Origin of the sequence: Kiloniella laminariae DSM 19542 (genome assembly GCF_000374005.1) — a bacterium.
In the GTDB taxonomy this organism is placed as follows: domain Bacteria; phylum Pseudomonadota; class Alphaproteobacteria; order Kiloniellales; family Kiloniellaceae; genus Kiloniella; species Kiloniella laminariae.
Window position 1 is genome coordinate 1 of sequence record NZ_KB893144.1, and the last position, 26,239, is coordinate 26,239.

At 52.6% G+C, this 26,239-nt stretch carries 29 protein-coding genes; 8 read left to right on the forward strand and 21 right to left on the reverse strand.

The features are described 5' to 3' along the window. Positions 1 to 199: transposase (locus B152_RS0110520; RefSeq protein ID WP_020592381.1), on the reverse strand; the 199-nt coding region annotated here is incomplete at its 3' end. A gap of 66 nt (positions 200 to 265) precedes the next feature. Then, complete coding sequence (locus B152_RS0110525; protein WP_020592382.1) at positions 266 to 619, reverse strand: VOC family protein; 354 nt, start codon at positions 617 to 619, stop codon at positions 266 to 268. Between the two features lie 40 nt (positions 620 to 659). On the opposite strand from B152_RS0110525, the gene B152_RS0110530 reads away from it, so the two are divergent. Both B152_RS0110530 and B152_RS0110535 read left to right on the forward strand, forming a co-directional pair. Next, positions 660 to 893: a hypothetical protein gene (locus tag B152_RS0110530; RefSeq protein ID WP_020592383.1), complete on the forward strand. Its 234-nt coding sequence runs from the start codon at positions 660 to 662 to the stop codon at positions 891 to 893. Then, the gene (locus B152_RS0110535) at positions 844 to 1,788 is read left to right on the forward strand and encodes an urea transporter (RefSeq protein ID WP_020592384.1); all 945 of its coding nucleotides are present in this window, start codon (positions 844 to 846) and stop codon (positions 1,786 to 1,788) included. Before B152_RS0110530 ends, B152_RS0110535 begins: the two co-directional genes overlap by 50 nt. Before the next feature lie 13 nt (positions 1,789 to 1,801). Here the strand turns inward: B152_RS0110535 and B152_RS0110540 are convergent, their stop codons facing one another. From B152_RS0110540 to B152_RS0110570, 7 genes are all read right to left on the reverse strand, one after another. Further along, the gene (locus B152_RS0110540) at positions 1,802 to 3,403 is read right to left on the reverse strand and encodes an L-serine ammonia-lyase, iron-sulfur-dependent, subunit alpha (RefSeq protein WP_020592385.1); all 1,602 of its coding nucleotides are present in this window, start codon (positions 3,401 to 3,403) and stop codon (positions 1,802 to 1,804) included. Between the two features lie 60 nt (positions 3,404 to 3,463). Continuing rightward, the gene (locus B152_RS0110545) at positions 3,464 to 4,495 is read right to left on the reverse strand and encodes a trans-3-hydroxy-L-proline dehydratase (RefSeq protein WP_020592386.1); all 1,032 of its coding nucleotides are present in this window, start codon (positions 4,493 to 4,495) and stop codon (positions 3,464 to 3,466) included. A 96-nt stretch (positions 4,496 to 4,591) separates the two neighbouring features. Next, complete coding sequence (locus B152_RS0110550; RefSeq protein ID WP_020592387.1) at positions 4,592 to 5,485, reverse strand: dihydrodipicolinate synthase family protein; 894 nt, start codon at positions 5,483 to 5,485, stop codon at positions 4,592 to 4,594. A gap of 93 nt (positions 5,486 to 5,578) precedes the next feature. Further along, positions 5,579 to 6,301, reverse strand: a complete 723-nt coding sequence (locus B152_RS0110555) for an amino acid ABC transporter ATP-binding protein (protein ID WP_020592388.1) — start codon at positions 6,299 to 6,301, stop codon at positions 5,579 to 5,581. Continuing rightward, positions 6,298 to 6,960, reverse strand: coding sequence for an amino acid ABC transporter permease (locus tag B152_RS0110560; RefSeq protein ID WP_020592389.1), 663 nt, complete (start codon positions 6,958 to 6,960; stop codon positions 6,298 to 6,300). The genes B152_RS0110555 and B152_RS0110560 overlap by 4 nt, the downstream gene beginning before the upstream one ends. 14 nt (positions 6,961 to 6,974) lie before the next feature. Beyond that, positions 6,975 to 7,634 (reverse strand): amino acid ABC transporter permease, encoded by a 660-nt coding sequence (locus tag B152_RS0110565; protein WP_020592390.1) that lies wholly within the window; start codon positions 7,632 to 7,634, stop codon positions 6,975 to 6,977. Between the two features lie 146 nt (positions 7,635 to 7,780). Continuing rightward, complete coding sequence (locus B152_RS0110570) at positions 7,781 to 8,596, reverse strand: transporter substrate-binding domain-containing protein (protein ID WP_033406089.1); 816 nt, start codon at positions 8,594 to 8,596, stop codon at positions 7,781 to 7,783. Between the two features lie 307 nt (positions 8,597 to 8,903). Between B152_RS0110570 and B152_RS0110575 the strand changes: the two genes are divergently transcribed. Continuing rightward, entirely contained in the window at positions 8,904 to 9,599 is a 696-nt protein-coding gene (locus B152_RS0110575) for a GntR family transcriptional regulator (protein WP_211212187.1), read from the forward strand. A gap of 63 nt (positions 9,600 to 9,662) precedes the next feature. On the opposite strand, the gene B152_RS0110580 is transcribed toward B152_RS0110575, so the two are convergent. The 4 genes from B152_RS0110580 to B152_RS0110595 all read right to left on the reverse strand — a co-directional run bounded on the left by B152_RS0110580 (position 9,663) and on the right by B152_RS0110595 (position 12,771). Continuing rightward, entirely contained in the window at positions 9,663 to 11,126 is a 1,464-nt protein-coding gene (locus B152_RS0110580; protein WP_020592393.1) for a phenylacetate--CoA ligase family protein, read from the reverse strand. 89 nt (positions 11,127 to 11,215) lie between these two features. Then, positions 11,216 to 11,899 carry a DUF599 domain-containing protein gene (locus B152_RS0110585; RefSeq protein ID WP_020592394.1) on the reverse strand — a complete coding sequence of 228 codons (684 nt, stop codon included), beginning with the start codon at positions 11,897 to 11,899 and terminating at the stop codon, positions 11,216 to 11,218. 59 nt (positions 11,900 to 11,958) lie between these two features. Beyond that, on the reverse strand, positions 11,959 to 12,393 hold the full coding sequence (locus B152_RS0110590) for a TM2 domain-containing protein (RefSeq protein WP_020592395.1): 435 nt from the start codon (positions 12,391 to 12,393) through the stop codon (positions 11,959 to 11,961). Between the two features lie 165 nt (positions 12,394 to 12,558). After that, entirely contained in the window at positions 12,559 to 12,771 is a 213-nt protein-coding gene (locus tag B152_RS0110595) for a DUF4177 domain-containing protein (protein ID WP_020592396.1), read from the reverse strand. A gap of 340 nt (positions 12,772 to 13,111) precedes the next feature. On the opposite strand from B152_RS0110595, the gene B152_RS0110600 reads away from it, so the two are divergent. Then, positions 13,112 to 13,495: a helix-turn-helix domain-containing protein gene (locus tag B152_RS0110600; protein ID WP_020592397.1), complete on the forward strand. Its 384-nt coding sequence runs from the start codon at positions 13,112 to 13,114 to the stop codon at positions 13,493 to 13,495. A 105-nt stretch (positions 13,496 to 13,600) separates the two neighbouring features. Here B152_RS0110600 and B152_RS0110605 read toward each other — a convergent pair whose 3' ends face one another. The 4 genes from B152_RS0110605 to B152_RS23305 all read right to left on the reverse strand — a co-directional run bounded on the left by B152_RS0110605 (position 13,601) and on the right by B152_RS23305 (position 16,674). After that, entirely contained in the window at positions 13,601 to 14,173 is a 573-nt protein-coding gene (locus B152_RS0110605) for a cytochrome P460 family protein (protein ID WP_020592398.1), read from the reverse strand. 146 nt (positions 14,174 to 14,319) lie between these two features. After that, positions 14,320 to 14,874 carry a carboxymuconolactone decarboxylase family protein gene (locus B152_RS0110610; RefSeq protein ID WP_020592399.1) on the reverse strand — a complete coding sequence of 185 codons (555 nt, stop codon included), beginning with the start codon at positions 14,872 to 14,874 and terminating at the stop codon, positions 14,320 to 14,322. Positions 14,875 to 15,168: 294 nt separating this feature from the next. Then, on the reverse strand, positions 15,169 to 15,333 hold the full coding sequence (locus tag B152_RS26010) for a hypothetical protein (protein ID WP_020592400.1): 165 nt from the start codon (positions 15,331 to 15,333) through the stop codon (positions 15,169 to 15,171). 45 nt (positions 15,334 to 15,378) lie between these two features. Continuing rightward, entirely contained in the window at positions 15,379 to 16,674 is a 1,296-nt protein-coding gene (locus B152_RS23305; RefSeq protein ID WP_020592401.1) for a porin, read from the reverse strand. Between the two features lie 249 nt (positions 16,675 to 16,923). On the opposite strand from B152_RS23305, the gene B152_RS23310 reads away from it, so the two are divergent. After that, entirely contained in the window at positions 16,924 to 17,538 is a 615-nt protein-coding gene (locus tag B152_RS23310; RefSeq protein ID WP_020592402.1) for a TetR/AcrR family transcriptional regulator, read from the forward strand. 141 nt (positions 17,539 to 17,679) lie between these two features. On the opposite strand, the gene B152_RS0110630 is transcribed toward B152_RS23310, so the two are convergent. The 3 genes from B152_RS0110630 to B152_RS23315 all read right to left on the reverse strand — a co-directional run bounded on the left by B152_RS0110630 (position 17,680) and on the right by B152_RS23315 (position 21,242). Further along, complete coding sequence (locus B152_RS0110630; protein ID WP_218044372.1) at positions 17,680 to 19,263, reverse strand: ABC transporter substrate-binding protein; 1,584 nt, start codon at positions 19,261 to 19,263, stop codon at positions 17,680 to 17,682. Positions 19,264 to 19,686: 423 nt separating this feature from the next. Beyond that, a complete protein-coding gene (locus tag B152_RS0110635) occupies positions 19,687 to 20,175 on the reverse strand; it encodes a hypothetical protein (RefSeq protein WP_157231037.1) in 489 nt (162 codons plus the stop codon). A gap of 194 nt (positions 20,176 to 20,369) precedes the next feature. Next, positions 20,370 to 21,242, reverse strand: coding sequence for a CE1 family esterase (locus B152_RS23315; protein WP_157231038.1), 873 nt, complete (start codon positions 21,240 to 21,242; stop codon positions 20,370 to 20,372). A gap of 614 nt (positions 21,243 to 21,856) precedes the next feature. Here B152_RS23315 and B152_RS0110645 point away from each other — a divergent pair. Then, positions 21,857 to 22,489 carry a hypothetical protein gene (locus tag B152_RS0110645; protein WP_020592406.1) on the forward strand — a complete coding sequence of 211 codons (633 nt, stop codon included), beginning with the start codon at positions 21,857 to 21,859 and terminating at the stop codon, positions 22,487 to 22,489. A gap of 77 nt (positions 22,490 to 22,566) precedes the next feature. On the opposite strand, the gene B152_RS0110650 is transcribed toward B152_RS0110645, so the two are convergent. Further along, positions 22,567 to 23,457 carry a LysR family transcriptional regulator gene (locus tag B152_RS0110650; RefSeq protein WP_020592407.1) on the reverse strand — a complete coding sequence of 297 codons (891 nt, stop codon included), beginning with the start codon at positions 23,455 to 23,457 and terminating at the stop codon, positions 22,567 to 22,569. Between the two features lie 140 nt (positions 23,458 to 23,597). Between B152_RS0110650 and B152_RS0110655 the strand changes: the two genes are divergently transcribed. Beyond that, a complete protein-coding gene (locus B152_RS0110655; RefSeq protein WP_020592408.1) occupies positions 23,598 to 25,100 on the forward strand; it encodes a CoA-acylating methylmalonate-semialdehyde dehydrogenase in 1,503 nt (500 codons plus the stop codon). 295 nt (positions 25,101 to 25,395) lie between these two features. Next, the coding region (locus B152_RS0110660) for a hypothetical protein (RefSeq protein WP_020592409.1) at positions 25,396 to 26,239 on the forward strand (844 nt) is incomplete at its 3' end.

The following is a 26,239-nucleotide window of genomic DNA, read 5'->3' on the forward strand; positions in this document are numbered from 1 at the left end:
TCAAGCGGCGGTTTTGTTCTGCCAGGTCCTTCATCTCAGAAATCAGAGAGGCATCCATGCCGCCGTATTTTGCCCGCCATTTGTAAAAAGACGCACTGCTCATCCCGTGTTCACGGCAAAGCTCAGAAACCGGCGCACCACCTTCTGCCTGCTTTAAAATTGACATGATCTGGGCTTCGCTAAATCGTGAATTCTTCATCTAAAATCTCCTCAGGTATATTGCCGAGAAAATTCTACTTTTGAACACATCTATTTTTCGGGGGGATTACCGGATCACGCCGCCGGGGGCCGCGATCCAGAAAGATCCCAGTTCTTCGGGCAACTGTTCAATTTCGTCACAGCGAACAATGCCCTGTTCCTCGAAATAGCGGGCTGCCGCGGGCGTATCCGGAGCGGTGACCTGCAACCAGAGTTCCGGCTGGCTCATGCCCGGGACCTTGTCGAGCCAGAGCTTGATCGCGCCAAAATCGATGGTCACGCTGGACTTGCCATGGTTGGCGGGCAGACCGAGTGTGTCTTCATAAAAGGCGACCATCTGGTCAAAAAGATGGCTTGGTATTTTCATGGCGACATTGGTGCCGGGGGTGAATACGGGGCGGGGCTGTGATGTCAGAGACATGGTGTTTCTCCTCCAATTGGGCAGGGAAAAGGGGCCTTTAATGGAACAGCAGGGGAATATTACAACAGAGCTCACCAGCAGCAGTCTAACCGACTTTTCTCTGGAGAGGAAACTCTGCTCTTCTCAAAGTAAAGCAGAAGAAAGACGGGGCTTCCCGAAGTGCTGTTTCTGTGAAATGGTCAGCGGTGTGATTTTTTTTATGATCCTTCTGATGATGAAACGTGATGCAGATCTCGCCCGAATTTCTTTTATCCAGACTGCGGCTTTTCTGTGATGCCTCTGCGGGGTTCCTGCGCGGGCTCGGTCAGATCATGTTGCAGTCATCTCCGCTGACCGGGGTCTTGTTTCTTCTGGCCTGTTATATCAGCTCTCCCCTGCTTTTTGTCTTTGCGCTAGTCGGTTCGGCCTCGGGATTAATTGCGGCGCGGATCGGCTCGTTTGATCGGCAGGACTGTCAGGCGGGGCTTTACGGCTTTAACGGCGCGTTGGTCGGGTTGGCGCTGGGATATTTTTACGAAGCTTCCCTCCTGATCTGGTTGCTGGTTGTGTTGGGCGGCATGGCTTCCTCCTTGTTGATGCAGGCGATGTTGCAATGGAAACTCCGGCCGCTGACTTTTCCTTTTGTCATGGTGACCTGGGTGATCATGCTGCTGCTTTGGCTGGGGGAGTGGGGGGACGCCTCTCTGCGGGTGCCGGAGAGTATGGATCTGGTTGTCAGACCGGAAGTCACCGCTTTGCTGGGTTTTCTGCGCGGGTTCGGTCAGGTGATGTTTCTGGAGCAACCGCTGAGTGGGGCGGTAATCTTTCTGGCCCTGATCGCAAAAAGTCGCCTCGTCGGATTTTATGCTTTGGCAGGGGCGGCTATGGTGCCGTTGCTGGCAGTGGTCGGCGGATATTTCGGAACACAGGATTATATATCTGGGCTCTTTCCACCTGAGGGAATTTTTCTGGGTCTGTTTGGCTATAACGCGGTACTCTGTGCAATCGCCTTTGCCGGGACAAACTGGCGGGATTTTCTCAGTGCCCTGCTGGCAATTGTCTTGTCGCTTGCCTTTCTGCGGCTGTTCCAGTTTGCCGCTTTACCCGCTCTGACCTTTCCCTTTGTTCTCGCCAGTTGGCTACTCTTCTGGCTACAAGGTCAAAGCTGGTTCAACCACAAAGCAGCGTAGAACTCAGTTCGACTCAACAGCAGTTGCCACAAGCCTTGATGGCGAGCTTTGCTTCCAGAGCCTTGGCGGTGGGGGTGGTGGCAAGGCCGCCTTTGCCAGTACAGCGCAGATCGGAATGGATCGACTGCCCGACCTTGTGCATGGCGACGATGACTTCATCCAGCGGGATCAGCGGATCAAAGCCAGCCAGAGCCATATTGGCAGCGGAAAGCGCATTGCCAGCCATCATCACATTTTTCCCCAGACAGGGCGCTTCGACCCGGTTGGCAACGGGATCGCAGATCAGGCCAAAGGTATTCTGCAATGCCATGGACGCGGCGGCGAGACTTTGCTCGAAGGTGCCTTCAAACAGGGTCACCAGTGCAGCCGCGGCCATGCCTGAGCCCGATCCGGTTTCTGCCTGACAGCCGCCAAGTTCGGCTGAAAAGGTTGCCTTGCCAGCAATGAAGACACCGATCAATCCGGCGGCGAGCATGGCCCGGACCTTTTGTTCTTCGCTCATGTTCAGGGCAGAGGCGATGCCCAGGCAGGTGCCGGGCAGAGTACCACAGGACCCCGCAGTCGGTGCGGCGACGATCACACCCATGGAGCTTTTGACATCCATCAGTGCGGTAACGGCAAGCACCACATCGTTGTAAAGACCGAGATCGAGAAAGGCATTACTGCCAATTTTTTCTTTAAAAGCCGGGGCCTGTGCCGGGTACATCCGGTCGTCATAGCTGGTGCCTTCGATGCCCTGGGTGATGGATTTGTCGAGGATCTGGACAATGGTCCGCATTTTTTCGAACACCACATCTTCGCTGATGTTGCCGCGGGCGCTTTCAAATATCAGGGCCAGTTTCCACAGCGGCAGATCTTTGTTCTTGTTGAAGGCGATCATTTCCTCGCTGTCGCGAAAGGGCAGGCTGAACTGGCGCTGGCTACAGAGGGGCAACACGGGCGCGAGCGCCTTGCGGCTGAGGATTGGCAAGCCAGCGCCCGCTGCCGCTGACAACTCGTCGCTGGCGACAAACCGCTGACCTTTGATCTGAACCAGATAGTTTTGTTGGCAGGGGTGAACGAGGACAAAATCAACCCCGTCCTTTTGCTCCAGCCGGGCCTTGAAATCCGGGGCGTTTTCCAACTCGTTTGCTGGGCAGAGAAACAGCGTCTCATGAAAATCGCCAAACATCGAGAGGTGGGTGCCATTTACTGCAATCACTTCGATAATGCCGCCACCAATGGAAATGGCCAGCAGGCAGCAGCTTTCTCCGGTTTTATGATTACTCAGGGTCAGGCGATAGGTATTGGCATGGTTGGCCTGATAGTCGGTGATGCGGATCTCGACGTCGATGCCTTGTTGCTGTAGATGATCTCCGGCTTCGACCATGCGGTCGTCGGTGATGTCCCAGCCCATCAGCCCGGTGAAAAGACCCATGTCTGAGCCCTGGCTTTCGTGGGTGGGTTCCAGCGATCCGTTGGGATCATATTCGATCAAGACCGAGGTGAACTGGCCTTCCATATAATCGCGTGCCAACTGGCCGATACGATAGGCGGCGGCAACGTGGGAGCTGGAAGCCCCGCGCATCACCGGACCAATGGCATCGTTGAGGATCGAAGGGAAATAGCTGTTCATGGTCCGAGCCTTTCGGGATGCTAGCGCTGGAATGTTTTGTTCGTTCAGACTAGCACAGGATCATTTGATCAAGGGCCAGGTATCGCTCAGGCGATAGCCTTCGGGCCAAGGATCAGTCGGGTCGAGCATGTGCTGATGGGTTCCGGTGATCCAGGCCTGTCCGGACAGGCTGGGGATAATCGCCGCCTTGTCGCCCAAGGTGGTGGTCGAAAGGATTTGCCCATCAAAGCGCGAGCCAATGATCGAGCGGGCGATATAGAGTTCCCCGACGGTCATTTCTCCTTTGGCATGAAGCACGGCCATGCGGGCGGAAACGCAGGTCCCGGTGGGAGAGCGATCAAGTTTTCCCGGCTGGATCACCACGGTGTTTTTTACCGACTTGATGCCGTCTTCCAGAACCATGGGCGCGTGGATCTGGCAAAAGGAGATATGGTTCCAGTCCGGGTTGGTCGGATGGGAAAAGCCGAGCTGCTGGTTGGCGGCGTTGGTGATGCGGATACCGGCTTCGGCCAGATCGCGGGCTTCATCCGGGACAATGTCAAAACCGAGAGATCTGGCATCGACCATGACAAAGCTGTCGCCACCAAAGGCGGTATCGACGCTGAGGGTGCCAAAGCCTTCGACTTCGAGTGGTACGGCCAGCTTGTCGGCAAAGGATGGCACGTTTTGGACTGTGACCTTTTCCACCTTGCCGTTGCGACAGCTGGCAGTAACTTCGACCAGTCCACCCGGTGCTTCGAGGGTCAGGCGGGTCTCCGGCTCGATCATCGGCAGGATACCGGATTCAAGCAAGACGGTGGTGACACAGATGGAATTTGACCCGGACATCGGCGGGGTGTCTTCGGGCTCCATAATGATCCAGCCCATCTGGGCCTTTGGGTTCTTGGGTGGCACCAGAAGATTGACGTGGCGGAAAACACCGCCGCGCGGCTCATTGAGCATAAAATTTCGTAAGGTCTGGTCGCGGGCAATAAAGCGGGATTGCTCCCAGAGGGTCTCACCGGGAGGCGGGGCGACACCACCGACGATCACATCTCCGACTTCACCTTCGGCGTGGCAACTGACGACATGAACGGTTTTGGAGGATCGCATTGGCAGTACTCGCAAAAAAAGAGAACAGCTTTAGAATAAAGAAGACGGAACAGCGAGGCAAATGAGTCCGCTGTTCCGTCAGTTAACCTCTACGGCCTAGAGCACAGGCAACGCAGGGCGACAAGCGATGGCATCACGGATGACCTTCTCGACCTGCTCACGACGGGCACCAACCAGAGGCAGGCGCGGCGCGCGGACGCGGTCATTTGAGTTCAGCTCAATCTGTTCAGCCAGTTTGATGTTCTGGACCAGATAGGTCGATACATCGAGATCGAGCAGCGGACGGAACCAGCGATAGATTTCCAGTGCTTCGGCGTTGCGGCCAGCCTGCATCAGACGATAGATCGCCACGGTTTCTTTCGGGAAGGCAACAACCAGCCCGGCAACCCAGCCAATGGCACCAACGCTGAGGGCTTCGAAACCCAAGTTATCAACACCAGTGAAGACGTCATAACGATCTCCGAGCAGATTTATAATCTCGGTGGTGCGGCGGATATCATCAGAGCTTTCCTTGACGGCGACAAAGCGCTTGTCGTCAGCCAACTCCAGCATAACCTGTGGCGTGACGTCAACACGATAGGCCACGCGGTTGGAATAGATCATGATCGGCAGATCTGAAGCCTCAGCGACTGAACGCAGGGTGGCAACGGTTTCACGGTGATCGGTGTGATAGATCGGGCTTGGCACAACCATCAGGCCATTGGCTCCGGCTTTCGCAGCAGCCTGGGCCATGGCACAGGCATCGCGGGTGGCGGCTTCATTGATGGTCATCAGGGTCGGCTTGTTACCGGTAGAGGCCTTTGCGGTCTTGAGGACGGCGATTTTCTCTTCTTTGGACAGCATGGAGCCTTCGCCCAGTGAGCCACAGACGATCAGACCGTCGCAACCTGATTCCATCTGATAGTCAAAGCAACGCGTCATTTCCGCGTGATCAAGGTTGTCGTTGCCATCGAATTTCGTTGTAACGGCGGGGATAACGCCTTTCCACATAGTCTTGTTCCTGTAGTCATAAAGTTATTGTTCGGGGTGTAGGTATTAAAGGGTATTCGGGTATCTCTTGGTTTTTAAACTCTGGGGAATTTCCTAACGCACACTGGCGAGGAATTTCCGGGTATGGGGACTTTGCGGGTCCCCGAAAATCTGTGCCGGAGGTCCGACTTCCTCCATATGTCCCTGATGAAAATATGCTACACGATCAGATACATCGCGGGCAAAGCTCATTTCATGGGTGACACAAATCATGGTCATGCCTTCTTCAGCCAGCAGGCGCATGGTATCGAGGACCTCGCCCACCAGCTCTGGATCGAGGGCCGAGGTGGCCTCATCGAACAGCATGTATTCTGGCTCCATTGCCAGCGCCCGGGCAATGGCAAGGCGCTGTTGCTGTCCACCGGACAGGGCCGAGGGATAAACGTCGAGCTTGTCGCCAAGTCCCACATGCCGCAATTGCTTTTCAGCAATGGTTTTTGCGGCATCTTTTGACATCTTGCGCACGATCTTTGGCGCCAGAGCCACATTTTCCAGCGCGGTCAGATGCGGGAAGGAATTCCACTGCTGGAACACCATGCCCAGTTTCTGGCGCAGCTTGTTAATATCGGTTTTCGGTTCGTGCACCGGGATGCCATCGACCGTGATCTGCCCCTGCTGGATCGGTTCCAGTCCGTTGATGCAATAGAGCAGGGTGGATTTTCCGGACCCGGAGGAGCCGATGATGCTCAATACCTCGCCCTTGTTTACATTGAGGTCGATACCCTGGAGGACATGGAGCTTGCCGAAGTATTTGTGGAGTTGCTTGATCTCGATCATGAGGTCCAACTTTCTTCCAGCTTCTGGGAATATTTAGAGAGAGGATAGGAAAGGGCAAAGTAGAATGCCCCGGCACAAGCCAGAATGATAAAGGGTTCCTGCGTTCGCGTGATCAGGATCTGGGAGGCCCGTAGCAGTTCCATATAACCGAGAACCGAGACCAGGGCGCTGTCCTTGATCACGCTGAGCGCGACCCCCACCCAGGAAGGGAACACGGCGCGCAGACCAATTGGCCAGACCACATAGCGTAGATCCTGCCAATAGCTCATGCCCAGCGATCTTGCGGCCCGACGCATGGGAATGCCCACCGCCTCGATCCCGCCACGGGCAACGTTCGCCACCAGAGCAGCGGTGTAAATGCTCAGGACCACAGCCCCTGCCGCAAAGGGGCTGGTATTCCAGCCAATGATGGGAAAGAAGTTATAGAACAAAATTAGCTGGATGATCAGCGGGACCGAGCGGAACATATCAAGGATGGTGCCAATGGTGGTCTGGGCCAGCCATCTGGATGCCTGAAGCGCCCAGCCAAAGAAGATACCAAAGACGGTTCCAATGGTGATGGACAGAGTAGAAATCAGCAAGGTCCGTCCGGCGGCTTCACCCAGAAACAGCAGGTCATTGGCCTGAAATCCACTGAAAAAGGAAATGGGTTCACTCATGGTTCATCTCCTTTCTAGTATTTGAACAGCCGGCGGGCGGCCAGTTTCGAGCCAATAAGAATGATCTTGACGACGACATAGTAAATCACCGCTGTGACCGCGAAGTATTCGAAAATCCGGTAGGTCTTTGAGGCAAAGAACTGGGTTTCCCCGGAAAGTTCCCGAAAGCCGACCAACATGCCGAGGGAGCTCATCAACACGGCCCAGACCATCTGGTTGGTCATGGGGTGATAGACAATGCGCAGGACCTGCGGAATGATGATCCGGATGTAGGTCTGGCTGGCAGTCATGCCGAGTGAGCGGGCTGCGCGAAACTGGGTATCAGGTACGGCGAGGAAGCCGCCACGAAAGTTCTCGGCCAGATATCCGGCGTTGTTAAAAGACAGGCCCAGTAAAACAATCAGATAGGGTGTCAGGTGCAGGCCAAAGGCACCGAGGCCAAAGCCAAAGAAGAACAGCTGGAACAGGGCAGGGGTGTTGCGGGCAAGCTCAACCCAGATGTTGGCGATCCAGCGTAACGGTCTTGGGCCGTTTATCCGTAACAAGGCCAGAACCAGCCCCAGAACTATGCCCAGGATCATGGACAGAATGGCGACTTCCAGTGTCAGCAGGCCTGCCTCGAACAGATCGGGCAGTTGCCGGAATACCGGGCGCCAATGAAAGTTATAATCCACGGTGGAAGGCTCCTGTCCGGTATCGTAACCGGGACGTTAGTGCTTTAAACTTTGGTGTGTCTCACAACCGGGGTTGTTTGGTAACAACCCCGGCAGAGCTTCCCGCTGCGTTAGGGAATACAGCGGGAAGAACAGCAGGCGAGAAGTTAGTACAGAACGCCCGGGATACGCAGTTCTGGCGCCTCACCACCAACATAGGTATTCCAGAGTTCCTGATAGCGACCAGAGCGTACCTGGTGGGTGACGAACAGGTTGAGATAGTTCAGCCAGGTCACATCCAGACGCGGGCCGACAACCGAGGTAAAATCAGTGGTCCAGGGCATGCGGGGACCCGCATCAATGGTGTCATACTGTTCAACAATCGGCTTTACAGCTGTGTTTGTCGTAATGCCGACATCGGCTTTGCCCTGGGCAACAGCAAGGAAGACCTCGTTTTCGCTTTGATATCCCTGATAAAGATCTTCAACGCCCCATTCCTTGGCGTACTTCAAATATTCCTGCTCGGGAACTGTTCCAACCGCAGCGGCAACACGCTTGCCCTTGAGGTCTTCAAAGCTTTTGACGCCGCTGTCCTTGCCAACCACAGCCTGGGCATAATAGATCGCGTAGGGAATGGAAAAGCCAACAGTCTTGGCACGTTCCAGTGAATCAGACGTGCCCCCAAACACCACATCGGCGCGGTTGGTTGCAATGACGGGCAGACGCTCGGCCCAGGTGACGGGCAGGATTGTTGCATCAACGTCCAGAGCCTTGGCCAGATCCTTACAATACTCAACGTCAAAGCCCGCTGGCTCGTTATTGGCGTCACGATAACCGATGGGCGGGAAGTCAAGCACGACACCACAACGCAGTTCACCAGCGTTGATCACATCGTCAAGCTTGTCGGCAAAAGCAGCCGGGGCTGTTGCAATGGTCGCTATACAACCACCAAGGGTCAGGGCTTTCATGAAATTCTTTAACATTTCTTCCTCCACTGTTCTTTGTTAAGCCCGCCAGGAATTCTACTGTTCCTGCCCTAAGCTTGGGGCCAGATCTCTTTTTCCTGACAAGGCGCAATTATTGTTTATGCGGGCTTGTGCCCGGCTTGTTCTGTTTTTCTTCCTGGCACCGACTGTTGCACTTGGGCTGCCTGCTTTCCAATCGGTGTGAAATTGTGTATAACGTAGATTGTATACAATATTCAATATAATTTCTGCAGATTTTCTAAAAAAAAATTGTATACTCAGCCGTATCTTCGCAGGGAATGCAGGGAAATCAGTGGAGATATCTTTGAAATTAAAGAGAGAATTTGAAGTGTTGGAAGGTTTGACAGGACTGGGCATTGATCTGGCAAAAACAGCGTCATCATCTGATATTATCTATGATGCCCTGCGTGACGGGATCATCAGCGGGCAGATAAAGGCGGGGGAGTCGCTGCGGCAGGAGCACGTTGCCAAGCTGTTTAATGTGTCCCGTATTCCTGTGCGGGAAGCCTTGAACCGTCTCGAGGCCCAGGGACTGGTGCAGAGCCTCCGGTATAAGGGCTATGTTGTGTCGCTGCTTTCACCCGCTGACGTCGAGGAAATCTACGAGGTCCGGGCAACACTTGAGCCAATGGTGATTGAAAAATCTGTGGCGATGATGACACCGGAAACACTTGAGGAAGCCAGAAAATACTGTGAGCTTTTCAGCTCTGAAACTGATTCGTCAAAGTGGGGTGAATGGAACCGTCTGTTTCATGGGGCACTTTACAAAGATGCCAAACGTCCGTTCCATCTAAAATTGATTGGTGAAGCGATTGACCGGGTTGATTCCTATATCCGGGCCCAGTTGGTCCTGACCAACGGGATGGAGAAAGCCCGTAAGGAGCATCTTGAAATTCTTGCCGCCTGTGTCGAAGGGGACGGGGAGTTGGCTGGGAAACGTACCCGGAAACACATTCTTGGTTCCTACAAGGTGCTGCGCAAGTATCTCGACAACCAGTAAATTATCCGAGCTAGTCAATTATCCGAGCCAGTAAACCATACCGGAAGCCGTATCCCGCCGGGCCTATTCGATCAGGCTTTTGAACAGTTCGAGCTTGCCGTTGGCGCTGCGCTCAAGACTGCGCCGGGCGATAATGGTGATCTCTGCCGGAAAGTGCAGGGCTGATCTGGCCCAGTCTTGTAATTGTCGTACCTGGTCCTCACCGGGATCTTCAGGAAGGGCAATCCAAAACTCCAGTTCGGTCAGGGATTTCTGGATAATCTGATATTCCTGGATCGGGGCTATGGCTAGCAGTATACCATAATCGGAGGCAGAGACACCGATCCAGCGATAGCCTCCATCCGGATGGCGCAGGCGGTTTCTTTCGCGCCCGAGGATACGTTCGATGACAGGAAGGCCACGCCCGCAAGAGCAGGGAGGTCCCGGCACGGCATAATCCCCGACCGCATAGCGGATCAGCGGCATGGCAAAATTATGCAGGGGGGTGACCAGTACCCTGCCGGGTTGGCCCGGCAGGCAAGGGCTTCCATCCTCCTTGATCACCTCCAGGAAAACACCTTCGCTCTGGACATGATAATGGGCGTGGTCCGGGCATTGCAGGGCAAGGTATCCCAGTTCCCGAGTGGAATAGAGATCGGCAGGTTCGATACCAAAGGCTTTCCGGCAGAGGGCCCGGGTTTCTTCCGGCATGATTTCAGATATGGTCTCGATCTGTTTAAGATTTTTCGGACGCAGTCCCTGATCGAGAAAATATTGAGCCAGCCGATGGATAATACTGGGAAAGGTAATCAGGAAATCAGGTTCATGATGCAGCAGCCATTTGCCTTGCTGCTCAAGCGGGCTGTTGATGTTTAATCCCGCAGTTGGGCCGGTACGGATCAGGGCATTGACGCCGCGTTCGGAAGACCAGCCCTGTCCGGTAACACCGGGGTAGAGAGCCTGGCCTTCCTTGGCGACACGGATATGGCCCAGTTTCCAGTTCGGGTTGCGCTGGTGCCATATATGATCCCGGAGTGTAAAGGCCCGCCAGAATACCCCGCTCAGGGCCGTGTTTTTGACGCCAATAGGCTGTCCGGTGGAGCCCGAGGTGTACTTGGTTGTCACTGCACCATGAGATTTCGGGGGCTTGGCTGAAGTCAATGCTGTCTGGTTGGTATTGATATCCTCCCGGGCAAGTACGGGGTAGTTCTGCCAGATTTCGGCAAGATGTTCAGGGTTGTCTGGTCGGGGGTAGCTGCTGTAATAGGGCACAGTTTTCTGACTGTGCCGGACAAGCTGGTAGAGCTGCCTGAACTGCATCTCCCTGATTTTCTCTGGCGTCCACCACTGGGTATTTTCCAGTTGGGTCAGGCTGGAGATAACAGCAAGATTTGTCGTGGTGCTGATAACGGGGAAGTCAAGGTGGGGAATGGCGCAGTTCAGCTCAAAACGGGACAGCCAGTTATGATGCGCCTTTGAGGATGTGGGCGCTGGTTTTTGAGCCTTCTTCCCTGCTTTCGTTACAGGTCGAACCGCCTTTTTCTTCATTGAGTTTCCCCGCAACATCAATATAGCAGGTGAATGTTACCTGATTTTGCTGTTGCGGGGGAATTTATTCCGACGGACTGCCCGTCGGCTCAGTCCTGCAAAACCAGAAGTGCGGTGGAGCTGAACTCGCGGCGGTAGAGCACAATGACCACAACCAGCGAAGCCAACAGCAGGGCGAGCGGGTGAAACATCCAGGCCAGTGCTGCCGAGCCAAAGAAAAAGGCGCGCAGGCCTCGGTTAAAATGATGCCCGGCCCGACAGCTCAGCTTTGTTGCGCGTTTGGCATGCTGTTCCAGCTTGACTGGATCAGCTTCCTTGACCGGCGCACTGCCGACCATAATGTTGCAATAGTTGGTCAGGCGAAAAGCCCAGGCAAACTTGAAAAAGGCATAGACAAAGATCAGGGCCAACAGCAACACCTTGAATTCCCAAACCACCGGGCTGCTGTCCACGGCATAGGGCAGATGTTTGATCGACTGGGTAACCAGTGTTGGATTGCCAAGCAGAGCAATAATTCCCCCGAGAATCAGCATAGCAGTAGAGGCAAAAAAGGCGATCCCTGTCATCAGGTTACCAAGGATGGTGGTGTCTATCATCCGCAGATCACGGGTGACCATTTCCATCATCCAGCGTTCGCGATAGATATTGATGCGGTTGGTCAGACTTTTGTCAGACCAGCGGCTGTGATCGGCAAAAAGGGTATAGGTCAGCCAGGAGGCGACAAAGACAGCAAAGGCCAGCCAGTCGAGGGAAGAGAAAAGTGTCAGGTTCATGGGTTGACTGTCCTCGTTTATGCTGGAAATCACACCAGGGCGCTACTCTTGGGGCTGGGTTATTCTGTAACGACCAGATCTTCTTTGTTCTGATGTGGGGTGGCCGCAGGCGGTTTTTGGGCGATCTCCCGGTACAGATCTTCCATCACATCATTGTTGTAGTGCTGGACAATCAACTGGGATCGGAAAAGCTCAAAAAGCTCAAAAGCCGTGATCACCAGAAAAACCAGAACTCCGAGCGCAATGTTGCCAGTAAATAGAAAAATAACTGCGATCAGGAAAATGGTGATGTTGGCAATGCCCCGTCCCCATTTTCCGAGATAGAAATGATGCAGTCCGGCAATGAAAATATAATTCAAAGTGGCATAGGTATCGGGATCTTTTAACCGCTTTTCTGTTTCCCTGAAGAAAGAAAGTCGCTGGTCATCAGGTAAATCCCGGACCTGCTTGCGCAACTTTTCTTCCCGCGCCAGAACTTCTTCCTTTGATAACATCTTGCGTTCCTTGATTTCGGGCTGTTTACAGATGGTATCGGTTTTATCGGTTACGATACCAGAAGATATTGCGGGCGATACCTTGAGTGATCAGATACACGCCCGCAATTCAGTTCACGCCGTACGAGATAACCCGGCTTGTTCCTGTCCGGTGCGAGGCTGTTCCTAGCGACCCAGTGTTACAATTACAGCTTCGCGTTTCCAGAACAGCATAAAGCGTTTCTGCTCGACGATCTGAAAGACCACATTCCAGCCTTCGGCAGCTTCGGCGTTGAGCATGGTTTCCATTTTCTTGATTGGAATTCCGGATGCGCCCAGAAAAATTGTCCCCAAGCCACCTTCAACGACGTGAATGATTTTGTATTCTTTGTAAGCCACAAGAGCCCCCTATAAGAAGTTCATCTGTTTGAAAAAAATCCGTTAAAATCAATAGTCAAGACGGGCGAGATTGTAAAGATTGAAACCCAAAATACGAAATATGAGCTGGCTATGGCAAGGACCTGCTCCTTCTGGATTGTGCAGATGTTCTTCCTGGGCACAGGTCTTTTTTGGGATATATAGCTTGATCTTTGGGAGTGGCTTGTGTATCCCTTTGGTACTAGCTAAAGGGATACACAAAAATACAGTGTATTGATTTTATAAAGAATTGATATCTGGGATCTTGGGGGGAATTCTCTCTGAACATTGTCTCAGGAATTTTAAAATTGAGGTTTTATGAATGACGTATGTGACAATTGGTGAACGTATTGCGACAGCCCGCAAAAGCAGAGGATTAACAGCCTCTCAATTAGCCCGTCGGGTCGGGGTCAAGGTATCCACAGTGAACAACTGGGAAAGCGATCGTTCCGAACCCCGTGCAAACAAGCTGGTGAGCATGGCCGGGGTTCTGGGTGTCAGCATGATGTGGTTGCTCGAAGGAAATAGCGATGGCACAGATCTGCCACCGACTGTCGAGGTGGTGGAAACGGCTGACCTGCAGAGCAAAATCGAACGTCTCCAGTCCATGCATGAGCGCATGGTGCAGCTTTTGTTCGAAATCTCCAGCGAAGTAAACCGGGTTCAGCGCGGCATCCGCGAAGAACAGGCTGACGGTATCGGCTAAAGCCTACCGGTTGTTTCTACGGCTTTTTGGTAGCAGACAGGGTCCAATTCGGACCCTGTTTGCGGTCTGGGGGTAACGCCTGCAAAAGGCACCTTTGCCAATATTCTATTCTCTTAAAACGGGGTAGGCGTAATCATAGATCAGGTTGCTTGCCCGGGCAGGCTCATGGCAACCAAGACAACTGTCTTGATAGTTTTCTGTAATGGTTTCCGTTTTGTTGTCGGCTGTAAAAAATGACCAGCCCCAGCCGTCACCCCAGAGAGGGTTTTCCGGGAAACGGTCCTGTTCATCGCGAACCATAATAAAATAACCGGCGACAGTGGTAGGGCTTGTTGCTGCACCGGTTGTGAGTTCCTCGGTCTGACTGTTGAAAAGCTCTTTTACGAGAATGGTTCCGTCAGGAAACGCGCCTGTTTTCCTGTAGCCCTCCACTGCGGATCGGGGAGCATAGACGATATGCTGACCAATTTCTCCTTCGGTATCTACGTCTCCGGTAACGGACCAGGCTCCAAGCATGACATACTCGCTACGAAAGTCTTCAGGGACTCTGATTTTTCCCTCTGTGGAGACGGCCGTTGGCGCAAAAACCTTGATACTTGTCTGGGCATAGGCAGCAGCTGTGGTGATAAGAATGAGAAATAAGCCTATTGCCTGTGCGGATCTGAAGGGGGGATGCATGTTTCGAAGTCCTTCCTGCAATCTTTTATCTGTATTTTGCAGCGTCTGTTGAAAAGAAGCGGCGGTGTGAAATACCGCCGCTTCTGGCCGGCCTCCCTAGGGGGATAAAGGGAAACCGGGTAGCTAATGCCTAAAGGGGAAGGTTTCTAGGCTGCTTGGGTCTGGCTGCTTGAGGCAACCAACGGAAAGTCGATATCTGTTTTGGCAATGTGATTGAAATAGTTGGTGAAAATATTAATGCCCACATTGGCGACGATCTCGACAATTTCCCCTTCGCTGTAACCGGCCCGGCGCAGCTTCTCCAGATCGCCGTCTTCGATCTGTCCGCGATAAGTGACGATTTTGCGCACGACGGTCAGGGCCGTCTGAACTTTTTCGTCTGCTGATTGTCCCCGAAGGTTGAGGGTCAGCTCTGCCTGGTTCAATCCAGCACCCTTGCCAATTGCACTGTGTGCGGAAGCGCAGTAATCACAGGTATTTTCACCGGCAACAGTCAGGGCAATCTGTTCGCGGAGTGTGGCGGAGAGCAGCCCCTGGCTCAAGGCTGTGTTAAAGGCAAGGAAGCCTTCGAGTACTTTTGACGACTGGACCATGGTGGCAAATATATTGGGAACCATCCCGATTGAGCCTTTTACAGCGTCGAGAAGTTTCTTGGCATCACCGGATGCAGTGGCGTGATCTATGGGGTTAATGCGAGGCATGAGAAGCTCCTTGATTTGGTGTCTGTGTAATAAAGATAAACAAAGGATACAGATCTGTTTCCTGTGAGTACTATGTATACAGATCTGTTTCTTTTTCAAGATTGCTTTCGATGTCTCTAAATCAACTAATCGTGAGCAGGCAGAAAGGAGACTTGGGGAATGAATTCTGAGCGAAACGTATAACCGTCCCCTCGAAAAAAATGCCGGACACAACAGGTCCGGCAAGGTGCACTGCGGTCTTCGGGTTCGGGGATGGGGCGCCCAAAGTCCAGCAGAGTTTCTGGGGGGGCTTTCTCAGAGCTGAAGTTTGAATTCTCCATCATCTCCACTAAGCAACCCACGCCCTGCTTTGAGTTCACCGGGTTGAGAGATGAGATTGGGATCAATCGGTTTAAGGCTCTGGGCACAGGCGGCAAGGCTGCCTGTGACAGCAAGCAAGAAGAAAATGCGAAGTAACATGATATGTTTCCTTTTTGGAAGAATTAAGGCCAGAGCGGGGGCGCCCTAGAATTTCACCCGGCCACCGGCCAGAACGGCCAGGACGTCATCGTAGTCAGTCGCACTATCGTCTTCATATTCATGCCAGCGGGTGCCGATATAAAGTTCTGTGCCGACCTTGTCGATATTCTGGACAAATTGAAACCCGGCGGAATTGCTTTCATCATCATTGCTGGCCTGGCTGTCTCCGCGATAATAATCAACTGAAAGAGCTGTTTTCCCGATTTCAAAAAGATGAACCTGATACCCCAGTTTTCCATAGGCAAAAGTGCGTTCATCCCGGCTGCTTTCGTCAAAGTCATCCAGACCCGCGGCGAAGGTGCCGGAAATCCCGCTTGGTAAATGCAGGAGGGAAAGCGAACCATCGTAACGCGATAATTCCCCAGATATGTTCGCTGCAGCAGCGGCGCCACTGACTTTTATGCTGTCGTAGGTGTCGTTATAGAATACGGCGATATCCTGTCTGTCATCCGCCGCGAGAGATGCTGCTGCTTTGAAGCCGTGAAAGGTCGGGGTGTCATAGCGGATGCGATCGTCCCTGCTCAGGCCATCCAGGTTGCTAAAGGCATCACCAATGGAAATCGAACTGAGCGTACCATCGTTTTCATTTCTGAACAGCAAGCCGCCGCCAAGATCTGAAACTCCGGAATAGCCGACGACGTCAGTACCGGAAAGATCCTGTTCGGCAGTGCCGTTGGACGCTGTATCGCCCTGGCCGAGCCAGACACGACCAAAATCCTTATGGTCAACATAGAATTCCAGTTTGCGTTGCGTAAAACTGTCAACCCCGACATTCCGCTGGTTTTCCTGGTTCACCGATGCCGTCGAGTTTGATTCAAATTGTACTTCAATCTGGGTGCCGACGGACCATTCTTCGTCGATATTTCCTTTGCCGGTAAAGCGTAGGCGGGTGGAGGAGTTGTCGTTATCAACGTGAAGGACATCGGTCTTTTCTCCGTCATCAAAGGCCAGGATGCCGCGGTTGACCTGACCGGAAATAGCAAGCTCAACACCGGTATGACCACTGCCAATTCCCTTGTCCGGCGCAGCGGCGACTGCTTTTTCAACAGTTTGGATTGTTTCTACTGTCTGTTGCTGTGCGACTTTGTTTTCCTGTACCTGTGCTTTTAGAACTTCCATTTCCTTTTGCAAGGTTTCCAGTTGATGTAACAGGTCTTCGTTGGATTGGGCGAGGGCAGGAAGACTGGTGCTTGCCAGAAGGGTAAGGCCCAAAGCCCCGCCAGCGATACCGTTGCCCGAGAAGCGCCGTGAAAAGAAAAGGGTAGGGGATTTTTGTTTCATGGATAATTCCTTGCTGAGACTCTCTTTGGTTGTTGTCTTGCTTTGAAGATCAATAGTGGGAAACAGATCTGTATTCGTGCAAAGTAGGTGTACAGATCTGTTTCATCGTCAACGCAGAAAGCCAAAAAGCTCATCAAAAAATCTTGAATGAAATTTGATTGGAATAAGACTGTTCAGTATACTACCGAGGGGAAGCCTTTCAGGGGCTCTCTGAATTAAGGCAACCGTTCTGTATAGTAGGGAGTCAGTATGGCGCGTTTAGACCGACGGGAACATTTGATAGACACAGCGATATCACTGTTTCTTTGTAACGGGTATCACGCGACAGGGATCGATACGATCCTGGATAAAGCCGGGGTATCAAAAAAAACCCTCTATCACCATTTTAGGTCGAAGGATGAGTTGATCCTGGCTGCGCTCAAGAAATACGACGGTATATTTCGTAATAATTTCATGCGGCAGGTTGAGGCGCGGTCGGAACAGCCTTACGAACGGCTTTTGGCGATATTTGATGTTGCCGGGGACTGGTTTTCCCAAAACAATTTTTATGGGTGCCTTTATATCAATGCGATAGGTGAATTTTCAGGCCCTGATACGGCCATTCGGCAGGTTTGCATGGAATTCAAAGCTTTGCTTTGTCGTTTTATTGAAGACCTTTGTCGTGAACTTCCTGTTGCAGAGCCTCTGACGCTGGCCCAGGAACTTGCGTTGTTGTTAGAGGGGGCCATCGTTACAGCGCAGGTATCACAAGGGAAAAACCATTCCGCAAAAATTGCCAAGACCGCGGCAACTGCCTTGATTGCTCAGGCCCGGACTCTGCCACTGCCAGACGCTGATCAGGCTGTCGGGAGCAGCCAGCCTTGATGACATAGTACCTGACAGTTCTGACATAAAAAGAAGACCGGAACAGGGCTGTTCCGGTCTCGAGGGTGTCATCGGCAACTGGCAGGTCCCGATGACAGAGCAGGTGATACATCGCCAGGGTGGCAGGAAACAAAATCGGAATTAACTGGCCAGCCAGACCCTTTCGCCTGAACGGTGGCCCGACATTTCGTTTTCCGGTGAGGCCTCGAAACCCATGACATCTGCAGTGGCAATATCGACAAAGTCCGCGAACATCGGGGTGAGGGCCCCGCCTTCTTCACTGATCATCCGCTGCAGCTCGTAATAGATTTCTGCACGCTTACTGGTGTCAAGCTCGGCTCTGACTGAAAGCAGCAGCTTGTCGAAGTCTTCCCGTTTCCAAAAGGTATCGTTCCAGGAAGCGTCGGACTGGAAGACGGTTGACATCATCATCTCGCCGGTGGGGCGTCCGTCCCAATAGACCGGGCAGAAAGGTTTTTTCATCCAGACATCTGACCAGAAACCATCCGCAGGCTCGCGGACGATATCAACATTGATTCCGGCAGCTGCAGCGCTTTCACGCAGGAGCACACCTGAATCTACCGCACCGACAAACGCGGCATCAGAGGTGTGGAAAGGAATGCTGAGGCTGTCGAGCCCGGCCTGTTTCAGGTGGAATTTGGCCTTGTCAGGGTCATAACTGTGCTGCGGCAGATCCTTGGCGTGATAGGGATCTGTCTCCGGGACGGGGTGATCGTTTCCGACCCGCCCGTAACCGCGCAGAATGGTTTTAACCAGCTGTTCGCGGTCAATGGCATATTTGAGCGCCAGACGAACGTGATTGTTGTCAAAGGGGGCCATATCCGTGCGCATGGCAAAGGTAAAGTGACGTCCGCCAGCCGAGCGCAGGATTTGCAAGTTCTTGTTTCGCTTCATCAGCCCCAGAGTTTTAGGGTCGGGGGCGTTCATCAGATGAATGGCACCGGTTTGAAGCGCAGATGACCGGGCGGCGGTATCATTGATTGCCAGAGTTTCAATCGCATCGACGTGAGCGCGACCTTCTTTCCAGTAATTTGGATTTTTACGGGTAATCGCCCGTACGCCCGGCTCCCAGGACTCAAGAATATATCCACCAGTTCCAACACCGTTGCTGGGGTTTTCGTCGCGCTGGATGACCTTGAAGTGGCGGTCGGCCAGCAGATAGGGCAGATCTGCATTCCCGGATGTCAGCTCGACAATCACCTGGTTTTTGCCATCGGCGCGGATATCGGCGATGCCATCAGCCAGACCCTTGCCACCGGATTCAGATGCTTCCCCGCGGTGTTGATTGAGCGAGAAGACAACGTCTTCTGCGTCCATGGTTTTGCCGTTGTGAAACTCTACACCCTGACGCAGGTTGAACACCCATTTCCGGGCGCCGGGTTCGACATCCCAGCTTTCAGCCAGCTCGGGCACGGCCTGACCGTCGGATGCAATCTCGACCAGATTGTTCCGCAGCTGATAGTTGACGTTGACGATCATACGATCGACCTGCTTCCCTGGGGCAAGGTCGTCTACGGTAGATGCCCCCAGCATCCCCTGTTTCAGCGTCCCGCCTTTGTTCGGGCTTTGGGCGGCTGCGCCAGAACTCAGCAAAGTTGAAGCGGCTGTAGCTGTGAGGCCAAGGGCGGCGGCCTTTTCCATAAAATCACGGCGGGTGATTTTTCCCGTAGAAACCATATGTTGATAGTGGGATATTTCAGACAAGTGATCCTCCTTCGCGGAGCCGACGGCTCATCGCAAACCCAAATTCCAGGCTTTGTTTGTTAAGGTCGCAGGGGAGGTACCAAACCCGCTTTTGTCCATTGATGCTCTCTTGTGAAAAGATCATCAACGACGAGGCCTATTAGACACGCTTCAGGCGGTAAAACTTTTCTTTTTTCTCTGTTTTCAATACATAAATCTACGTGGTGTATAAAAAATATAGTCGTTAAATTTTCTTGCCGGGAAGAGTTTTGGAAAATGTAGAGCTGTAAACAGCTGGTTGGTTTTCGATTGTACCATCAACTGTTCCGCTAGGATGTTTCGGATTGTTGCATCCAGGATAGAGGCAACTGGCTCGAATTTTTTTGTAATCGAGCCAGCTGGTTTTTGAAAGCTACTTATTGTTAGTATGAAACTTGCGGGGGATTAATGCGTTGAGAAAGGGCTGTCTTCGACATAGCCTTTGGAGATTTTTGTTATACGGGCGCGAACATATCCGGCGCTTTTGAAGTTCGTTGCTGCCAGAAGGTATTCGCTACCCTGAGCATAAATTTGGAAACAGCGGTCGTGAATAGCCGAATTGTCATAGGAAAAGCAGAGTTTATCGGCTTCAATTTTCCATGCGCCGATGACTTTTTTAGCGCAGCTCCAGTTTGAGTTTTTCTTGGCGCTACAATAACGATAGTCGGTGCTGCCGTCTGTATTGTAAAATTCCATCCACTTGTTTTGTTGGTTTTCAAAATTGGCAGAGGGAGTTGTAACATACTCTCCCGTGAGCGTGTTACCAGAAAGCAGATTAGCCATTTCCTCACCTGACAGAGCAGACAGACCCTGTGATTTTAAAGAGTCAACAGTTTGATAATGCTCGCTGCCGCTTGTGACGCAGCCTGCAAGTAAAAAAAGAGCCAAAGTCAAAGCTGTCCTTGATAGCATGTAATTTCCTGTTCCTGATGTCGATGGAATTCACTCCTAATATGAACCGTGAAAAGTAATGCAAACCAAATCAAAAACAACCAAAAAGAGAGGTAGTATGTACTAAATTTGCACTCAAAGGTGTTCTGTTTTGTAGAAACCCACTTCAATTATTTCTGCCAGGAAGATAGACATTGTCAGTTACTAACGGCTGGATCGGGCCTTGTAACCTCTTCGAACCAGTCAAGAGCAAGGTCGGCCCAGCCCTTGGGCACGTCATGGCCACCGGGAAAGAGAACAAAACGCAGGTCGCTGCCGGGGGTGCAACGGGTCCACCAGCGTTGCCAGAAGATGGTGCCCATCTTTTCTTCAGGCAGCATGTCGGTCTTGCTCATCTCAAACTCGTCAGCGCGCAGGCCGTTACAGGCATTGACCTCGCGCAGGATCTGCAGACCTTGGAATACATCCCCCTGATAAACGCCAGAGCGCAGGGGGCGACCTTCCAGTGGGACGGTCTGGTCGGTCCAGCCGTGGGTATGCATCAGCTTGACCGGACCCTTGCAGTCTGAAGCTTCGGGGTGGGGTCGCCAGAAGGCACCGGAAACCGGGGCATAGGCTGTGGCAATGTCGGGATCCTGGCAGGCGAGATACCAGGTCAAAGAACCGCCAACGGAAAAGCCGCTCATCAGGACACGCTTGCGATCGATGCCAAAACGTTGGGTTGCGTCGTCAAGAATCTCGCGGGAAAAAGCCATTTCGTCACGGAGTTTCTTGCGATGGGGAAAAAATGACCAGCCTGCGCCAAAACGGGATTCCGGATACATCAACCCGGTCGGGGCCAGCACGGCATAGCCACGTCCGGTCAGCGTGCTGATCATCGCCTTGTCTTTGAGGGTGACTTCGCCAGAGCGTCCGGCACCGTGAAAGAAAAGCACAGCAGGAATTCTGGTGTCTTTGTCCTGCAAGGCTATATCGGGCAGGGCGACATTGTATTCGCCCAAAGCTATCTTGCAGGCATTGCCGATTTCTCCACAGGACTGTCCGTTCTGGGCCTGAGATGGCTCAGGCATCACAAACCCGGAGAGGACAAGGCCAAGAAAAAAGGCGAAAAAAGGGATGTGCCGCATAGGATCACTCGGAAATTTGGACAAGGAAGACCAGTAACCAGTCAAAAGGGACCGATCACAAAATCTGGAGGAGTGTGACCTGCTTTTACCCAAAAGGCGACAGGATTTATTGTCCGGGATTATGAGGGGCCACGTGGCTTGCAACGAGTGGAACCTAGGCTTGGTTTGTCAGTTGATTGGGGCTCTATTTAAATGGCGATTGTCGTATGGACTTATTCAGCAAGACAGGGATAAACGATATTGACGCTCATTACATCAGGCCCAAACAAACCTTGCTCCTGAACTTTGGGTTGTGCACTCTGGTTCGATCCTGAGGTATGTGGGGTACGCTGTAAGCTATTTCAGGAGGGAAATATGGTGCCTGATACAGGGGCAAGAATGGGGCTACAAAAAACTTGAATTCGTTTGAAACCTATTCGTTACCAGACGCAAAGGAATAGCTTGTGTTGCATGGCATTAAACTTCTGAAACGTAGTCTTATCCTTAGTCATTCTAGACATGGATTCCGGTTATGGTGCGGTGTTTTTATTGGAAGTTTTCTGGGATTGCAAAATGCGATGGCTGCCGAGTTTCAGCTTGTCAAAGGTAATCAGTTTGAACTCTGCCAGGATTACAAACAAAATCTCGATTATTATCCCGAGCTTGAAGAAACGCCTATGTATATTCCGTTTCACCTTGATTTTTCTGATTTTAGAGAGGTGGAATGGGTGGATCTGGTCCCTGGAGAGTATCTCGAGGAAATAAAGATTCATGTTCAGGATCAATGGGATTTACGGGGGCGCTTAACTGAGGAAGAAAGATTTGTTCAGTGGGAAAAGCGAAAAGACAAGATCTTGCAGAAATTGGCTGAAGGGACGCTGCGGCTTGGTAAAGCCTCATTCGACGCTAATCATGATGGTAACCGCGAAACTGTTTACCGATTTGGGCAACATATTTGGCCTTCTCTCTATAAAGAGGATGGTTTCACGTTTGCGTGGAGTCTTTTTGTTAGGCCAGCAGATGATGAGAGAGCGAGTCAGCAATTGAGGGCGTACTCAAGAACTCCATTGATTCCATTTTATTACAAAGGAAGGGTTTTTTACTTAGGGGGTGGCGGTGGTTATGAGTTTGAAATTTTAGAGCCAAATGAATTGTCCACCTTGAATAAGGTGCATCTTCGTAACGTTTGCATGTTTAAGATCATCAAGTAGCGCCATGGAGGGGGCTTGTGTGTATGAGACGCCAAGCTTTGACCCTTCTTTGGGGGCGTAGACATAAGCCGTTTCATTCATCCCGGTAGAAACAGATGGTTTTCCTGGCGGACCAGTTCGTCGAGGAACTGGGCGACCACGGCGACTTTCTTGGTGTTTTTCATGCTCTCGTGCCAGACGGTCCAATAGCTGCGCAGGATCGACTGTTCGGGAAAAAGCCGTACCAGATCATCGCTGTGAGGATGGGCCATGAATTCGTGCAACACGCCAATACCAGCACCGGAACAAACGGCTTGTAACTGGCCGAGGGCGCTGGAAATCTCGATGCTGGATTTCCAGCCGGGCAGGAAGTCGGCGGCATAGTTCAGTTCTGGTGTAAAGATCAGATCCTCCACATACCCAACCAGGCGGTGTTGTAAAAGATCAGAGACCTTTTCTGGCATGCCAGCCTTTTTTAGGTAACTTCTGGCGGCATAAATGCCGAGGGAATAGTCGGTCAGCTTGCGGGTGCGCAGACGTCCCTTGACCGGACGGCCGATCATCACCGCGATATCGGCTTCGCGCTGCGACAGGGAGAAACTGCGCGGAGCGGGCACCAGTTGAATGTTGAGGTCGGGAAAGCGCTCTTGCAGCAGATGAAGACGGGGTGAGAGAAAAATCACGCCAAAGCCGTCTGTGGTGCCAATGCGTACGGTGCCTGAAAGAGTGCTTTCGCTTTGTTTGACGAGGGACTGTGCCTGAAGAAACTCGCTTTCGATGCGCTGGGCCACTTCGAGAAAGGCGGCCCCATCGCGGGTCAGCTCACAGCCACGGGTGTTGCGTTCAAACAGCTTGCTGCCGAGGGCTTCTTCCAGCGAGGTAATGCGCCGGCTGAGTTTGGCCTGACTGACATTCAACCGTGTTGCCGCCCCGAGCATCTGCCCCGAGCGGGCAATGGCCAGAAAGTACTTTGCATCATCCCAGTTCAATTTTTGATCTCCGTTTATGCATAACAGATCATATTTAATGTCTATATATAATCATAAAGACTGTCGATAGATTATTCCGCATAACACTCTATTCTTGCCGCAGATATATATGTCTGGGGATATTTTTAAAGGACAGCAGCATGACCGAGATCGCGCATTACATGAACGGTGAGTTCGTCGCCGGAACTTCTGGCCGCAACCAGCCGATATTCAATCCGGCAACCGGTACATCGGAAAAGACCGTTGCATTGGCATCTGTTGGGGAAGTCGATGCCGCTGTTGCTGCAGCCAAGGCGGCCTGGCCTGCCTGGTCGAAAACCCCGCCTCTGCGCCGCGCCCGTATTCTTGATCGTTTCAAGAACATTCTGTGGCAGCGCAGTGAACAGATGGCCGAGGCCATTTCTGCGGAACACGGCAAGACCCATGACGATGCGCTGGGCGAAGTGACCCGTGGTCTCGAAGTGGTCGAGTTTGCCATTGGCGCGCCAAGTTTCCTCAAGGGCGAGTTCTGTGAAAACGTCGGCAGCGATGTTGACAGCCACATGGTGCGTCAGAGCCTGGGTGTTTGTGCAGGAATTACGCCGTTCAACTTCCCGGCGATGGTGCCGATGTGGATGTGGCCTGTAGCGCTGGCAACAGGCAACACCTTTGTTCTGAAGCCTTCCGAGCGCGATCCATCTGTATCGCTGCTGATGGCTGAATGGCTGGCCGAAGCGGGTCTGCCTGCGGGTGTATTTAACGTGGTTCAGGGTGACAAGGTTGCGGTTGATGCGCTGCTGGCGCACCCGGATGTCAAGGCGATCAGCTTTGTCGGCTCCACCCCGATTGCGCAGTATATTTATCAAACAGGGACTGCGAGCGGCAAACGGGTTCAGGCGCTCGGTGGTGCCAAAAACCACATGATCATCATGCCGGACGCTGACCTTGACATGGCTGCTTCTGCCCTGATGGGCGCGGGTTTTGGTTCTGCGGGTGAGCGTTGCATGGCAATCTCCGTTGCTGTTCCCGTGACAGATGCGGTTGCCGATGCGCTGATCGAAAAGCTGATCCCGCAAATTCAGGCGCTGAAAGTTGGTCCTGCGGCCGACCGGACCTCCGAAATGGGGCCTCTGGTAACTGAACAGCACCTGAACAAGGTCCGCGGTTATATTGATAGCGGCGAAGCCCAGGGCGCCAAGGTTGTGGTCGATGGTCGTACTTTTAAACAGGACCGTCAGGGCTATGAAAATGGTTATTTCATCGGCGGGACACTGCTGGATAACGTAACCGAAGACATGACCTGTTATCAGGACGAAATCTTTGGGCCGGTGGTTTCTGTGGTGCGCAAGGGCTCCTATCAGGAAGCCGTTGATCTGATCCATGGACATCCTTATGCCAACGGCACCGCGGTCTTTACCCGTGATGGTGATGTTGCGCGGAACTTCAGCCAGGACATCGAAGTCGGCATGGTCGGTATCAACGTGCCGATCCCGGTTCCGATGGCCTTCAACAGCTTTGGCGGCTGGAAAGCTTCGATCTTTGGTGATCACCACATGCACGGCATGGAAGGGGTGCGCTTCTATACCCGGATCAAGACCACGACGACCCGCTGGCCTACTGGACAGCGCAGTGATCCTGAATTCACCATGCCAACGCTGGGTTAATCTAGGGAGTATCACCAGAGGAATACTCTGGTGATACTCTGGGGTCTGCGGGCCATTTGACAGAATAGTTTTTCCTGTTTAGCAACCCTGCCGAACAGGAATGAAAGACAACCTTCGTCGCCGACACTACCAGCTTTTGCTGAAGAGTGTGGGTGGCGAAGGTTTTTTTTGCTGCCATCAGGTGCTGACTTTTATCATGTTATAATGCTATTATGGCGGGAAAGACTTTAAATGGCAGAGCCCGGTATGTGGGGCGCTGTGACAAAATTCTTGCTGTATTTACAAAGGGGGGATTATGGACTTCAGGGAAAAACAGGTTGCCCTTGTTGCCTTGCCCCTTTTGTCTGCTGCTCCGGGGAAAGTTGTTTACCTGACAGCTCTTTGTGTTCTTACTTTGGGGCTGTTTCTGCAACCTCTTCAGGCGAAAGACATTTTCCCTGTTGCCGGGCAAACCGGGCAAGCCGAGGTGGCGGGAGCTTCATCACCCCTTATATTCAGTACCTATGAAGTCGAAGATGACAAAATGCGGGAGCTTATGGCACAGTTGGATGCGCTGGTCCGTGAGGCGACTTTACGAACAGGCCGGGTTTCCGGGGTGATGCCTCTGCCTTTTCGCCGATCTGGGCGTGCGGCAGACAGCGGGGTTGCAGATGGTCACTATCCGAGGATTGAAGGAATTGAGGAGGAGTTTAAAAACCTGGTCCGGGTTGAGTCTCCGCTGATCTGGGGGGAGGTGGTTGCCCTGAGCTTTGATCCCGCGGTCCGTATTTCTGACTGGAATTCTCTGCGCAACTATTCGGTCGGTTACCCGGCGGACTGGATGATCTTTTCCAGCCGGACCGGGGACTATGGCCACCCTGCGCCGGTAGAGTTGGAAAGCAATATCCTGAGAATGCTCAAGGCCGGGCGGTTTCAGGTAGCTCTGGTTTGGAAAGAGCTTTTCCGCATATCTTCCGAACAGGAACAAAGCGGATATTCAGGCCTGACAGTGACACCGCTGGAACAGCGGAATGCCTATCTCTATCTGCATAAAAAACACAGCGCTCTGGCCCCTCTTTTGGCAACAGCGCTGGATGACATGCACAGGGATGGCAGCTTCGAGGTCATTTGCCCCTTTTGCAAAGGCCCCAATCAGGACA